The organism is Catenulispora rubra (assembly GCF_015356825.1).
GTDB classification, from domain to species: domain Bacteria; phylum Actinomycetota; class Actinomycetes; order Streptomycetales; family Catenulisporaceae; genus Catenulispora; species Catenulispora rubra.
The window spans coordinates 1-13,246 of the sequence record NZ_JAACYW010000311.1 but is presented as its reverse complement, the minus strand read 5'-3'; the positions used below and the strand labels follow the sequence as shown (position 1 = coordinate 13,246).

Below are 13,246 nucleotides of genomic sequence, written 5' to 3'. Positions count from 1 at the left end.
GGGCGGCGCCGCTGCTCGCCACGGTGGTGGGGCCGGTGACCGACTGGTCGTGGGCGATCAGCGAGAAGATCTGGTCGTCCAGGGCGGTGTCCGGGGCCACGCGGTTGGGGTCCGGCTGGTAGGCGACCGTGGGCATGGTCAGGAAGGTGATGTTCTGGGTCGGCACCTTCTTCAGCGTGTTGGCCAGGTCCAGCAGCGCGTTGACGCTGGCGATGCCGTTGTCCACGGTCAGGGACTTGCTGGCGATGTCCATCAGGTGCGTGGCCTGGATCGGGTTGTCCAGCGTCGCCTGCGACTTCATCTTCCGGATCAGCGCCGACAGGTACTGGTGCTGCGCCTGCGTCCGGTAGAGGTCCGAGCCGTCGCTGAAGCCCTCGCGGGTCCGCAGGAACGCCAGCGCGGTGTCGCCCTGGATCACCGAGGTGCCGGCCGGCAGGGTCAGGTGCGAGTCGGGGTCGTTGACCGCCTTGGTGACGCAGACCGGGACGCCGCCGACGGCGTTGGTCAGCGCCACGACGCCGGAGAAGTCGACCATCATGAAGTGGTCGATCTTGACGTGGGTGAACTCCTCGACGGTGTCCACCTGGCAGCCCGGGCCGGCGGCCAGCGCCGAGTTGATCATGCCGACGCCCTGCGCCGGGTACTGGTTGCCCTTGGCGTCCACGCAGGCCGGGATCGGCACCATCGTGTCGCGCGGCAGCGACACCACGGTCGCGTTGCTGCGGTCGGCCGAGACGTGCACCAGCATCTCCACGTCGGAGCGCCCGGAGGGGTCGGTGTAGCCGCCGAGGCTGGCGTCCTGGCCGGGCAGGCGGGCGTCGGTGCCGATCAGCAGGATGTTGATCGGCACGTTGCCGTACGGGTCCGGGCTCGGCTGCACGATCGACAGCTGGTTCGGCGGCACGACCGCGCCGTGCAGCGGCGCGCCCTTGATGTTGTGGTCGATGCGGTAGTACCAGTAGCCGGCGTAGGCCACGGTGCCGCCGATGACCAGCACCAGCATCCCGGAGATGATCATCAGCGTGCGCTTGACCCGCCGCCCGGTCGCGCTCCGCGCCCCCGGGGTCCCGTCCTGGCCGTGCTTGGGGACCCAGGACGCGCTGGAGCTGTCGTCGGCTATGCCGGAGGTGTCCTCGCTCATCGTTCCTGTTCCCCTCTCACGGCGTCCCCGCTCACCCGCCTACTTCGATGACGTTTGTCCTCCTGCTGCGGTTCCCCCCTCAATTCAACTTGTGGCGCGAAGCGCCTCGTTAACGGGCGGCGGTGGGAGACGGGTGGGGGATACTGTGACGAGCAGCTGGGTCGCGCGCGTAGCAGTCACATAGTGCGTCCGGGGGCCCATCGGCGACTCCGCGGCGATCAGGTCCGGGTCGACCAGCACCACCGCGTCGAACTCCAGGCCCTTGGACTCCAGCGAGCCCAGGACCTGCACGCGCTCCGGGACGTCGGGCACGCTGAACGCTCCGAGCCTGGTCATCGGCACGATCACGCCGACCGTGCCCTCGACCTCCGCGGCCAGCCGGCGGGCGGCGGTCCCGGCGGCGGCCGCCAGATCGGCCTCGTCGGTCACCACGAACTCCGGCGGCCGTCCGGTCGAACGGACGGCCCGCGGCAGCGGCGCGTCGGGCAGGAACCGGTGCAGCAGCGTCGCGGCATAGTCGGCGATCTCGACCGGGTTCCGGTAGTTGGTGGTCAGCTCGAACTGCCGGCGCTCACGCGAGGTGCCCAGCGCCAGGTCCATCGAGCGCCGCGCCTCGTCCAGGTCCTCCCACGAGCTCTGCGCGGCGTCGGCGACCACGGTCCAGGTCGCGTGCCGGCCGCGCCGGGCCAGCATCCGCCACTGCATCGGCGAGAGGTCCTGGGCCTCGTCGACGACGATGTGCCCGAACTCCTCGGGGTCCGGCTCCTCCTCGTAGCCGCCGCGCTGCGCCGCGCGACGACGCTCGCCGAAGGTGGACAGCTCGCGGGAGCCGCCGGCCTCCGGGTCCGAGCCGTCGTCGGTCTCCTCGCCGGTGAGCAGGTTCACGCCGTCCACGACGTACGGGTTCGCCGCCGCGGCCGCCCGCGCCGTGCGGGGCCCCTCGCCGAGCAGCGAGTCGAGCTCGTCCAGCAGCGCGATGTCGGAGTAGGACAGGCCGACACCGGCCTCTCCTTCCTGCCCCACCGCGCGCCAGGACTCGGCGAGCAGCTGGGTGTCGGCGGGGCTGAGCACACCGCGCGAGACCTCGGCCAGGTACGCCGGGTCGCCGAGGGAGCGCAGCACCTCCAGCGGGGAGCGCTGGGGCCACCAGGCGGTGACGAAGTCCGCGAACGGCCGCTCGGAGCGCAGTTCGGACAGGAAGGTGCGCCTGTCGTCCTCGAACAGGTCCGGGTACTCGTCGTAGGGCGAGGCGTCGCCGGCGGCGCGCTTGGCGTCCTGGTAGGCGTTCCAGGCGGCGTCCTGCAGGGCCCGGATGACGTCGGCGCGCACCGCGTTGGGCCGGCGGCTGCCGCCGCGCAGCATCCGCTCCCGCAGCGCGACCAGCTGCGGCGCGTCCAGGCTGAAGAAGGTGCCCTGGTAGATCAGCCGCACGTCCTTCGGCGCGCCCCACGGCGCGTCGTTCGCGGCCTTGCGCAGGATCCGCACCATGCGCGGGGAGCCCTTCAGCTTGGCCCGCGCGGCGTCCTCGTGCCGGGTGGCCTCGGCGCCGTTGACCACGTCGCCGAGCGAGCGCAGCGCCGCGCCGCCCTCGCCGAGGGAGGGCAGCACCCGTTCGATGTAGTCGGTGAAGCGCCGGTTCGGCCCGACCACCAGCACGCCGCGCGAGCCGAAGCGGCGCCGGTGCTGGAACATCAGCCAGGCCACGCGGTGCAGCGCGACCGCGGTCTTGCCGGTGCCGGGGCCGCCGGTGACGACCACGCTCACGTCGGCGGGCGAGCGGATCACCACGTCCTGTTCGCGCTGGATGGTGGCGACGATGTCGCGCATGTGGCCGGTGCGGGTGCGGGCCAGCGCGGCGATGAAGGCGCCGTCGCCGACCACCGGCAGGCCGTCGGGGGCGGCGTCCGGGTCGAGCAGGTCGTCCTCGATGTCCAGGACGCGGTCGCCGCGGCAGTGCAGCACGCGGCGGCGCACGACGCCCCTGGGGTCCTCCGGGGCGGCCTGGTAGAAGGCCGCGGCGGCCGGCGCGCGCCAGTCCACGACCAGCGGCTCCAGCTCCTCGGTGCGGACCCCGAGGCGGCCGATGCGGTAGGTCTCCAGCTCCTCGCCCGGGAGCTCGGGCTTCAGGTCCAGGCGCCCGAACACCAGTTCGTTGTAGGCGTTCTCCAGGGACCGCTCCCAGATGGCCGCCTCCATCACCTGGACGTCCCGGTCGACCAGGGCCGAGTAGGTCCCGCCCTGCGCCACCTTGTAGCTCTCGCGCACGCGGCTCGCGGCCTGCTCGCGCATCTGGGCCAGCCGGGCGTACGCGGCGTCCACGGCCTCCTGCTCGACCGCGATCTCGCGTTCCTTGACGTGCGCCGAACCGTCCTGCTGAGGTGACACCCCGCGACCTCTCATCGTTTACCGACCGGTCCACTGAACCGGCACAACCGCACGATCATCCAAGACCGAGCCCACCCGGGCAAACGCCGTCCGCCCCGGAAGTGTTTGCATTCCGTTTGAATCAGCCGTCACAGGGTCCTCACTCACACCGTCCGGCCATATGTTCAGACCGTGTCGGGGACTCTCACTCAGGCGCCCAACCGCAGTACAGCGCACCGGGCAGCCACCAGCGGAACAAGTTTCAGCGATCATCTCACTCACATCCCGCACGCACCTCGCGGGACCACGCCGAACATCCTGCGCGCGGCCGTGGCCGCCGCCGGCGTTCTGGCAATCATCGCCGCCGTCGTCCTGACGACCGCGGCTTCGGGGGTCCGAGACCGGATCAGCACCGTCGGCGACACGGACGCACCCAGCGTGCGCGCCACCGACGACTTCCTGTTCCGGCTCCAGGACATGGACGCGCAGCTGGTCAACGCGCTGCTCGTGAACGGCGACAGCCAGGTGCACGTGCCCCGCGCGGCCAGCGAGGCGCTGTACGAGACCGACCGCAAGACCGCGGACCTGGACCTGGAGAACGCGACGGTGGCGCTGGCCGGCGATCAGACGGCGCTGAAGCAGCTGCACACCGTGTCCGACGACTTCGGCCAGTACCAGGCGCAGGCCGTCCGCACGCTCGCCGACGACGAGCGCGTCGGCGGCCCGGTCGCCGGGGCGGCGCCGGCCGCGGTGTTCGCCGACTACCAGAACGGGCACGATCTGCTCTTCGGCGGCGACGACAAGGGCGGGCTGATGAAGGCCGCCGCGGACCTGGAGAAGTCCAGCCGGGACGCCATCGACTCCTCCGCCTCGTCGGCGAGCCGTTCGCTGAACACCGTGATCGGCGAGTTCCTGCTCTTCGGGGTGCTCCTGGTCGGCGGCCTGACCGTCCTGCAGGTGTACGTGTTCCGGCGCTTCAAGCGCACGGTGAACCCGGCGCTGGCCGGCGCGACCGTGGTCGCGCTGGTCCTGATGATCGGCGGTGCCGCGGGCACGGCCGCGGCCGCGGCCGACTTCCACACCGCCAAGAACGACGCCTTCGACTCGGTGCTGGCGCTGAGCGAGGCCAACGCCACCAGCGCCGGGATCAACGCCGACGAGAGCCGCTGGCTGCTCGCGCACGACACCCCCGGACCGCGCAGCGACTACCAGCAGTCGTTCTTCCGGGCCGAGCAGGCGATCGCCGACGTGCCCGGCGGGACCGACATCACGACCTACGCCGGGGCGGTGTACCAGGAGCAGAAGGCCCGCACCGTGGACGACCTGTCACAGACGTCGATGACCCGGAACAGCAGCTTCGGCGAGGAGTTCCACAACATCACCTTCCCGGGCGAGGCCGAAGCGGCGCTGAAAGCGTTCGACGCCTACAACACGTACCTCCAAGACGACGTGCAGCTCCGGAGCATGCCATTGAACACCCCGGTGGGGCTGAAGGCGGCGATCGACTTCGACACCAACGCCGACACCGTCGGGTCCTCGGACCAGGCGTTCAACGCCTACAGCCAGGCCCTCGGAGACGTCATCACCCTCAACGAGGCGCAGTTCGAGAGCTCGATGCCGGCCGCGAAGAGCGGGATCGGAACCTGGACCTGGCTGCCCTACGTCCTGACGGCGCTGCTGATCGGGCTGACCGTGCTGGGGCTGCGGCCGCGGCTCAACGAGTACCGCTGACCGTGCCGTGAAAACCCTGTGAAACGCCTTCGGGCCGCCACACCGCTCGCGCGGGTGGCGGCCCGAAGTGCTCGGGACGTGCGAACTCAGTGGTGCACGGTGAACCAGACCAGCGAGATGGCTCCCGCGATCACGCAGTAGACACCGAACGGCCGCAGCGAGCGGTTCTCGAAATACCTGGTCAGGAAGCGCACCGAGATGTAGGCGGCGATCCCGGCCAGCACCGAGCCGGCGATCGCCGGGCCCAGGATGCTGTGGTTCGCCGGCTTGGCCAGCTCGGGGGCCTTGTACACGCCGGCGGCCAGGATCACCGGGGTGGCCAGCAGGAACGCGAAGCGGGCCGCGTCCTCGGTCTTCAGGCCGCGGGCCAGGCCGGCGACCATCGTGATGCCGGAGCGGCTGATGCCCGGCAGCAGGGCGAAGGCCTGCGCGCCGCCTATGCCGGCGGCGGACTTCCAGCCCAGCCGGGCCAGACGGCGGTCGGCCGCGACCTCCGGGGGCTCGCCGCGGCGCGGCGGGAGGTTGCCGTCGTCGGCGTGCCGGCCCTTGGACGAGTTCTTGAGCATGGCGTCGGCCAGGAAGATGACGAAGCCGTTGATGAGCAGGAACGCCGCGGCGGGCACCGGTTTGCCCAGATGCGTGCGCAGCGCCTTGTCCGCCACGATGCCGATCAGGCCGACCGGGATCGTGCCGATCACCAGCAGCCAGGCCAGGCGCTCGTCCGGGCCCTCCACGCTTCGGTGCCGGATCGAGGTGAACAGGGCCTTGATGATGCGCACCCAGTCCCGCCAGAAGAACGCCACCAGCGCCAGCGCCGTCGCCACGTGTGCCAGCACCAGGAACGCCAGGTACGGCGAGTCCTTGGCGGTCATGTTCAGGTCGGCCTTCCAGCTGCCGCCGAGGAAGGCCGGCAGGAGTATCGAGTGGCCGAGGCTGGATATGGGGAACAGCTCGGTGACGCCTTGGACCAGCCCGATGGTGCAGGCTTCGAGATAGTTGAGGCCGGACAACTCGTACCCCTGTCGGAAAATGGATGCAGTCTGCCGGAGGATAGTAGGGGCGTCCGGCGGCGCGAGGAAACAGACGGTGAACGCAGGGCAAAGCAGCAGCGCACGGGCCCGGTCCGGAGCGTTCGGCAGGACCGGCCGCCCCTGGCACGGATACCGGGGACAGCCTACGACAAGCTGTAGCAGTTATGCGCCCGACAGCGGATACGGATCGCAGCTTACGGGGTCCGCCCGGCGTACCAGCTGTCCAGATCCGTCGGCTGCACCCGCAGCACGGCCGCCAGCTGTTCCCGCGACAGGGGTTCGGGACCGGACACGGCCATGTTCAGCACCGCCTGCAGCATGGCGTTGAGCACGCCGCGGGCCTTCATCAGGGACTCCAGCGCGTTCTCGTACGAACCCTGGTCCACGGCCCGGGTCACCATCGGCAGGCCGACGTTCACCAGCCCGTTGATCCGGCCGCGCAGGTCGGCGTCGAGCTCCCCGGGCAGCAGCGCGCGGCCGTCGGCGTGCACCTCGGCCAGGGCCATGCCGCTCTTGTCCCGGATCATCGCGCGCACGCTGTGGTACGCCCCGTACCGCAGCGCCGGGGAGTGCGCCTCGCCGTTCGGCTGGGCCACGTGCTCGGCGAAGTCCCGCAGCCGCGGGACCATCGCCAGCACGTAGTCCTTCAGAGCGTCCATCCCGTTCAGCGGAGCGGGATCGACGGCATCCACCGCGGCGGTGGCCCACTGAGTCACGCCGGCTGCGGCCTCGGCGGGATCGGGGTGCGCGGTGAGAACGTCATACTCCACCCGCTCCGGGCGGAACTGTCGCGCCATGCCCCCGAGTCTTGTCGATCAAGGCGAACCCCCGGTGAACATCCGGAAAAGTCCGAACGCCCGCGGGGGCAGCAGTAGGCTCGTGAGCTGGGGTTCGTCAGTGGGCGAACACAGGTGCGAGATCTTCGGAACCGGCGTCGTCGCCGGCCCCGGACGAGCCGTCCGGGGCCTTGGCCCGCACGTTCTTCGGCAGGAAGAACATCAGCAGGAAGACAAGGAACTGTCCTGCGGCGACGAACCACAGCGTGGTCTCGTACCCGTTGATCATGGTCTCCTGGCCGGTTTTCACGCCCTGCTCCGCGAGGATCTTCCCGACCGCCGGCGACTGGTTCGGGTCCGGGTGGGCCGGGTTCGGGCAGGACGCCGGCAGGGTGCTCGGGTCCTTCTCCTTGGCGCGGTCCACGGCGCACTGCCTGAACGAGGCGAAGACCTGCTCGGCCTGCGGCGCCGGCACCCCGGCGGCCACCAGCTGCTGCGTGACGACCGGCTTCTGGTCGTCCACCGCCTTCGTGGCGTTGGTCCCCATCATGTTGAAGAACACCAGCGCGGTCAGCGCGATGCCGAAGGCCTGGCCGAGCTGCTGGCTGGTGTTCAGCAGGCCGGAGGCCGAGCCGGCGTCGCGGGTCGGCACGTCGGTGAGGATCAGGTCGAAGATCGGGGCCACCACCAGGCCCATGCCGACGCCGGTGATCAGCAGCGGCAGCGCCATCTGGAGGGAGTTGAAGGACTGGTCCAGGTGCTTGGCCATCTCGATGTACAGCACCAGGCCGCCACCCATGAGCAGCACGCCGAACTGCACCACCTTGCGCCCGAACTTGGGCACCAGGAACTGCACCGACATGCCGGCCGCGGCCGAGACGCCGATGGAGAACGGGATACCGGTCAGGCCGGCGTGCAGCGGCGTCCAGCCCAGGCCCAGCTGCATGTACAGCGACCACACCAGGAAGAAGACACCGAGCGTGGTGGCGAAGGTCAGGTTGGTCAGGATGCCGGAGGCGAAGGAGCGGAAGCGGAACAGGCTCAGCTCCACCAGCGGCGAGTCCCCGCGCACGCCCTTGCGGCGTTCGTAGAGCACGAACAGGGCCAGCACCGGCACCGCGGCGGCCATCATCAGCCAGCCCCACAGCGGCCAGCCCAGGTCGCGGCCCTGCATCAGCGGGAAGACGAGCATGAACAGGCCGAGCACGGACAGCCCGACGCCGGGCAGGTCGAGCTTGCTGGCGTGCGGTGCCTTGGACTCGCTGATGACGCGGAAGGCGACGAACAGGCCGAAGATCCCGACCGGCAGGTTCACCAGGAAGATCGGGCGCCAGTGCAGGCCGAGCAGGTTCCACTGCACCAGCAGGCCGCCGACGATGGGACCCGCGACCGCGGCCGAGCCGACGATGCCGCCGAACATGCCCATCACCTTGCCGCGCTCCTCGGCCGGGAAGGTGACGTGGATGATCGCCATGACCTGCGGCACCATCAGCGCCGCCATGCCGCCCTGGAAGACCCGGGCGCCGATGAGCATGCCGGGGGTCGCCGCCACGCCGCACAGCGCCGAGGCGATCGTGAAGCCGGTCATGCCGATCAGGAACAGCCGCTTGCGGCCGAAGATGTCGCCGAGCCGGCCGCCGGTGATCAGCACGACGGCGAAGGCCAGCGCGTAGCCGGCGGTGATCCACTGGATCGCGGAGTAGCCGGCCTTCATCTGGCTCTGGATCGACGGGATCGCGACGTTCACGATCGTCACGTCGAGCAGGTCCATGAACGCCGCGGACAAGATGACCGCCAGCGCGAGCCAGCGCTTGGGATCGGGAGTGGTTATCTCCGCGGATATTTCAGGTTCAGCCATGCCTCGTCAGCCCCCTCAGGCTTTGGACTCAATCTCAGATTGGGATCCAGGCTAGAGGAGGCCACCGACAATATGCCGAGGTGAGAGGCATCTGATGGCCCACAATGCGTTGTGACACGGATACTCTGTGATCCGCGTCACCACAGCATTTGAGTGGATACAGGTCAGCTCTCGACGACGTGCTGCGTGAACCGGTCCCGCGCCTCGGCCCACATCCGCGCGTCCCACTGCCCGTTGCCCAGGGCGTCGGCGGCTTCGTAGCCCATCATCAGCGCGTGGTGCGTGTTGTCCGGCGTGAACAGACCCAGCCGGCCGAACGTGGTGACGTGCGGCAGCGACTCGACCCAGCCCTCCAGATCGGCCAGCGCCTCGCGGTAGCCCTTGTGGTAGATCGGGTACACCTGGCGCATCCGCTTGACCTGGACCCACTCCAGGTTCAGCTGCGGCAGGCCCAGGCGGCGCACCGTCTCCCGGATCAGGTTCGCGAGCTGGTCCTCGTCCGCGGCCCACAGGTCGTCCCCTATGTCGCAGGGGATCTCGAAGCACAGCACGGACCGCTCGGTCGGGTCGTCCGGCGAGAAGCGGTGGTTCGCCGGCTCGGAGATGCGCGTGACCGGGGTGTCGCCGTCCGGGATGTAGTGCACGTCGCAGCCGGTCCAGCGGCCGCCGGCGTGGACCGCGTAGACCAGCAGGATCGCGCGGAACTTCAGCTTGCCGCTGGCCTCCACCGCCTCGTACGGCGCGCCCGGAGAAGTCAGGCGGGCCAGCAGCGGCACCGGGATGGTCGAGAAGACGTGGCCGGCCCTGATGTCCGAGCCGCCCTCGGCCCAGTGCTGCTCCCCCGACCAGCCGCCGCGCTCGGCGGCGGAACCGTGGAACTCCGAGCGGGCCAGGGTGACGCTGACCCCGTCGGCGTCGACCGCGAGGTGCTCGGCCGCCGCTCCCAGACGGATGCGCGCGCCGGCCTCCATCGCCGCGTCCGCGAGGGATTCGCAGAGCTGGCCGAAGCCGCGGCGCGGGTACAGGTACGCCAGCGACTCGCTGGCGATCGAGTTGCGGACGCTGCGCACCAGCGCGGTCAACATCGTCTGCGAGCCCGCCTTGCGCCGGGCCTGGTCGATGTCGATGTCCTCGCCGGAGACACCCCAGAGCTTGGCGGCGTAGGGCTCGTAGACCTGCTTGTACATCGTCGGCCCGAAGCCGGCCCGCATCAGCTCCGCATACGACTCGGCCGCCGCGATCTGCTTCTTGCCGCGCCAGGTGGTGGCCAGCGCGTCGAAGGCGGCCCGGGCCATCGGCACCGCCGGCATCGACTTGGCGAGCTCCCGCGGCTTGAACGGGTAGGTCACCCAGCGGTCCCCGACCAGCAGCCGGCCGTTGCGGTACCGGGTCTGCAGGTCCGAACCCATCAGGGCTCTGAGATCAGCGAGGATGTGCTCCGGCAGGTCCGGGTTCAGCCGGTGGCTGCCGAAGTCCACGCGGAACCCGGCGACGTCGAACGACGCCGCCATCCCGCCCACGGTCTCGGCCCGCTCCAACACGTCCACGGACAGGCCGCGGCGGGCGGCGCGCCACGCGGCGGCCAGGCCCGCGGGACCCGCGCCGAGCACGACGAGATCAGCCCTACCGGTCATCGCTGGTATCCATCAGAACGCCCACAGTAGTAGTCCCACCCCATTCCCGGAACGCGCCGCGCATGCTGCGTCTCGGGTCTCACCCGATAGGGGAGATCATGCCGTATCCGGGGCGGGCGTATCACATCTCGTCGATGCGCGGCAGGAGCACTTCGGTGGCGATGAGCCGGATCGCCACCGCCGCCGGGATCGCGACCAGGGCTCCGACGATGCCGAACAGCGCGGCGCCGATCAGGACGGCGACGATCGTGACCATGGGGTGCACGTCCACCGTGCGCCGGTTCACCCGGGGGGCGACCAGGTAGTCCTCCGCCAGACGCGCGGCCACGTAGTAGGCCAGGGTGAAGATGGCCACGTTCAGCGAGACGGTCAGCGCCACCAGCGTCACCACCGCGCCGCCGATCGAGGAGCCGACCACCGGGACCAGCCCGAACAGCGCGACCACCAGGCCGAGCGCGGCCGGATAAGGGATCGACCACGCCATCGCCCAGATCCAGGTGAAGAACCCGCCGATGGAGGCGATGATCATCTGGCCGATCACGTACTTGCCGACCTGCGCCAGGATCCGGTCGGAGAGCTCGGACACCCGCGGCCGGCGGCGGACCGGCACCAGGTGGTAGGCGAAGTTCTTGATACCGGGCATGTTCGCCACGAAGTAGAAGGTCAGCGCGATCCCGGCCAGGGTCCCGGTGAGCAGGGAGAACACGGCCTTGCCGGCGCCCAGGATGCCGTTGAGGTCCAGGGTCCCGGCCTTGTTGGCGTTGATCCAGGACTTGACCTTCTCGATCAGGTGGTACTTGTTCTCCAGCTTGCCCAGGTAGGTCGACTTGTTGCGCAGGTCGTTCAGGTAGCCGGGGATGGCGTTGATCAGGGAGTTGACCTCGCGGTCGATGGGCGGGAAGATCACCGCCACGAACCCGGCGAACATCGCCAGCACGCCCAGCGCGACGATGAAGACGGCCAGGCCGCGGCGCAGCCCGCGGTTCACCAGCGCGGTCACCATCGGGTCCAGCGCGGTGGCGAAGAACACCGCGAGCATCAGGATCGACAGCAGGCTGCCCAGGCCCGAGACCACGTGCACCAGGGCGTAGGCGGTGATGCCGCCGGCGGCGAGCCAGAAGGCGAACGCGAACCAGCCGCCTGCGGGCATCGCGGACAGCGAGGGCGGATCGTCGGAGGTCGCTCTCGACGGCTCGGAGTGCGGGGCGCGCGTCGAGGTCGCCTGGTCACCAGCCATGGCCACGACCTTAGGGGAAGCGGGTGGTCTACGGGTAACCAGTCGGTGGCCGCCGAACTCAGAGATACAGGCCGGGTTCGCCCTCGCCCTCGGCGAGCCGCTCGGCCGCCACGGCGTGCACGTCGCGCTCCCGGAGCAGCACGTAGTCCGTCCCGCGCACCTCGACCTCGCCGCGGTCGGCCGGGTCGTAGAGCACCCGGTCGCCGATCTGGATCGTGCGCACGTTCGCGCCGATCGCCACGACCTCCGCCCAGGCCAGGCGGTTGCCCACGTGCGCGGTCGCCGGGATGAGGATCCCCCCGGACGAGCGCCGGTCCCCCGCCTCGGGGTCCTCGCGCACCAGCACGCGGTCGTGCAGCATCCGGATCGGAAGCTTCTCTCCTGAACTCACGCTTGTGACGCTATCGCACGAGCCCATGGTCCTGAGCGCGGGGAAGAAATGAGCGCCGGCGGTTCGGCGGCACGCCGCTCGCGGCAGGTGGACACGGGCACGGAAGGCTAGCCTGGGACGCGTGAAACTCAACTCCGGAGACACCGCTCCCGCCTTCAGCCTGACCGACGACCACGGTGCGTCCGTGAGCCTGGCCGACTTCGCCGGCCGCAAGGTGATCCTGTACGTGTACCCGGCCGCGATGACCCCGGGCTGCACGAAGCAGGCCTGCGACTTCCGCGACAACATCGCGTCCTTCCAGAAGGAGGGCTTCGCGGTCCTGGGCCTGTCCCCGGACAAGCCGGAGAAGCTGGCGAAGTTCCGGGAGCGCGACGCGCTGACCTTCCCGCTGCTGTCCGACCCGGACAAGGCGGTGCTGGAGGAGTACGGCGCGTTCGGCGAGAAGAAGCTGTACGGCAAGACCGTGGTGGGCGTCATCCGCTCCACGTTCGTGCTGGACGTGGACGAGAAGGGCGTCGCGAAGGTGGAAGTGGCGCAGTACAACGTGAAGGCCACCGGGCACGTGGCGAAGCTGCGGCGGGATCTGGGTCTGGACGAGTAGGACCGGTAGGACAAGCAGGACGAGCAGGTCGCGTGCGGCGCCGGTCGCCGACGCGATAGCCTGCGGTGGGGCCGTAGCCCAATGGCAGGAGGCAAACGGTTTAGGTCCGTTACAGTGCGAGTTCAAATCTCGTCGGCCCCACTCCAAAATCTTGTTCATGTCGGCCGCCGTCCGGCTGCCGGCCGCTAGGCTCCCCGGCGACGGTTGAAGATCGACGCGACGAAGCCTGGGGGATGCGCGACCGTGAGCACACCGACCAACGAACCCAACCCGTTCGGATACGACGGCCCGCCTGCTCCGCCCGGACAGGCACCGCTGCCGGGTCAGTTCGGGGCGGCCGGTGCTCCGGGCCAGGGGTATCCGGCGCTGCCCGAGCAGAGCTACCCGACGGAGACCGCGCCGGCGATCGGCGAGGGGCAGCCCGGACCGGGTGCGCAGTACGCGCCGGGCGCTGAATACGTGCAGGGCGGGATAGCCGGGGC

General features: G+C 70.1%; 10 protein-coding genes, 1 tRNA gene and 1 pseudogene. 4 read left to right on the top strand and 8 right to left on the bottom strand.

What is annotated here, in order from left to right; genetic code table 11:
• Positions 1 to 1,141: LCP family protein (locus GWK61_RS45835; RefSeq protein ID WP_194919052.1), on the bottom strand; the 1,141-nt coding region annotated here is incomplete at its 3' end.
• 84 nt (positions 1,142 to 1,225) lie between these two features.
• Positions 1,226 to 3,526, bottom strand: coding sequence for a HelD family protein (locus tag GWK61_RS45830; protein ID WP_323748056.1), 2,301 nt, complete (start codon positions 3,524 to 3,526; stop codon positions 1,226 to 1,228).
• A gap of 171 nt (positions 3,527 to 3,697) precedes the next feature.
• On the opposite strand from GWK61_RS45830, the gene GWK61_RS45825 reads away from it, so the two are divergent.
• Positions 3,698 to 5,236, top strand: coding sequence for a GlnX family signal transduction membrane protein (locus tag GWK61_RS45825; protein WP_194919048.1), 1,539 nt, complete (start codon positions 3,698 to 3,700; stop codon positions 5,234 to 5,236).
• Positions 5,237 to 5,322: 86 nt separating this feature from the next.
• Here GWK61_RS45825 and GWK61_RS45820 read toward each other — a convergent pair whose 3' ends face one another.
• From GWK61_RS45820 to GWK61_RS45795, 6 genes are all read right to left on the bottom strand, one after another.
• Entirely contained in the window at positions 5,323 to 6,246 is a 924-nt protein-coding gene (locus GWK61_RS45820) for an undecaprenyl-diphosphate phosphatase (protein ID WP_194919046.1), read from the bottom strand.
• Positions 6,247 to 6,461: 215 nt separating this feature from the next.
• Positions 6,462 to 7,064 carry a hypothetical protein gene (locus tag GWK61_RS45815; protein WP_194919044.1) on the bottom strand — a complete coding sequence of 201 codons (603 nt, stop codon included), beginning with the start codon at positions 7,062 to 7,064 and terminating at the stop codon, positions 6,462 to 6,464.
• A 97-nt stretch (positions 7,065 to 7,161) separates the two neighbouring features.
• Entirely contained in the window at positions 7,162 to 8,901 is a 1,740-nt protein-coding gene (locus tag GWK61_RS45810; RefSeq protein ID WP_194919042.1) for an MFS transporter, read from the bottom strand.
• A gap of 164 nt (positions 8,902 to 9,065) precedes the next feature.
• Positions 9,066 to 10,535 (bottom strand): protoporphyrinogen/coproporphyrinogen oxidase, encoded by a 1,470-nt coding sequence (locus GWK61_RS45805; RefSeq protein WP_194919040.1) that lies wholly within the window; start codon positions 10,533 to 10,535, stop codon positions 9,066 to 9,068.
• A 121-nt stretch (positions 10,536 to 10,656) separates the two neighbouring features.
• Complete coding sequence (locus GWK61_RS45800; RefSeq protein ID WP_194919038.1) at positions 10,657 to 11,772, bottom strand: AI-2E family transporter; 1,116 nt, start codon at positions 11,770 to 11,772, stop codon at positions 10,657 to 10,659.
• Positions 11,773 to 11,830: 58 nt separating this feature from the next.
• Positions 11,831 to 12,190: a GroES family chaperonin gene (locus GWK61_RS45795; RefSeq protein WP_194919036.1), complete on the bottom strand. Its 360-nt coding sequence runs from the start codon at positions 12,188 to 12,190 to the stop codon at positions 11,831 to 11,833.
• An 85-nt stretch (positions 12,191 to 12,275) separates the two neighbouring features.
• Here GWK61_RS45795 and bcp point away from each other — a divergent pair, with 85 nt between their 5' ends.
• The 3 genes and pseudogenes from bcp to GWK61_RS45780 form a co-directional block, all read left to right on the top strand.
• Positions 12,276 to 12,764: a thioredoxin-dependent thiol peroxidase gene (gene bcp, locus GWK61_RS45790; protein ID WP_194919054.1), complete on the top strand. Its 489-nt coding sequence runs from the start codon at positions 12,276 to 12,278 to the stop codon at positions 12,762 to 12,764.
• Between the two features lie 67 nt (positions 12,765 to 12,831).
• Positions 12,832 to 12,905, top strand: a tRNA-Leu gene (locus tag GWK61_RS45785).
• A gap of 102 nt (positions 12,906 to 13,007) precedes the next feature.
• Positions 13,008 to 13,246: pseudogene (locus GWK61_RS45780) on the top strand (hypothetical protein); the annotation flags it as partial.

What these genes read in the sequence shown, in the direction of transcription:
- GWK61_RS45800 (WP_194919038.1), bottom strand. Translation starts at nt 11,772, where the DNA reads ATGGCTGGTGACCAGGCGACCTCGACGCGCGCCCCGCACTCCGAGCCG.
- GWK61_RS45815 (WP_194919044.1), bottom strand. Translation starts at nt 7,064, where the DNA reads ATGGCGCGACAGTTCCGCCCGGAGCGGGTGGAGTATGACGTTCTCACC.
- GWK61_RS45795 (WP_194919036.1), bottom strand. Translation starts at nt 12,190, where the DNA reads ATGGGCTCGTGCGATAGCGTCACAAGCGTGAGTTCAGGAGAGAAGCTT.
- GWK61_RS45805 (WP_194919040.1), bottom strand. Translation starts at nt 10,535, where the DNA reads ATGACCGGTAGGGCTGATCTCGTCGTGCTCGGCGCGGGTCCCGCGGGC.
- GWK61_RS45810 (WP_194919042.1), bottom strand. Translation starts at nt 8,901, where the DNA reads ATGGCTGAACCTGAAATATCCGCGGAGATAACCACTCCCGATCCCAAG.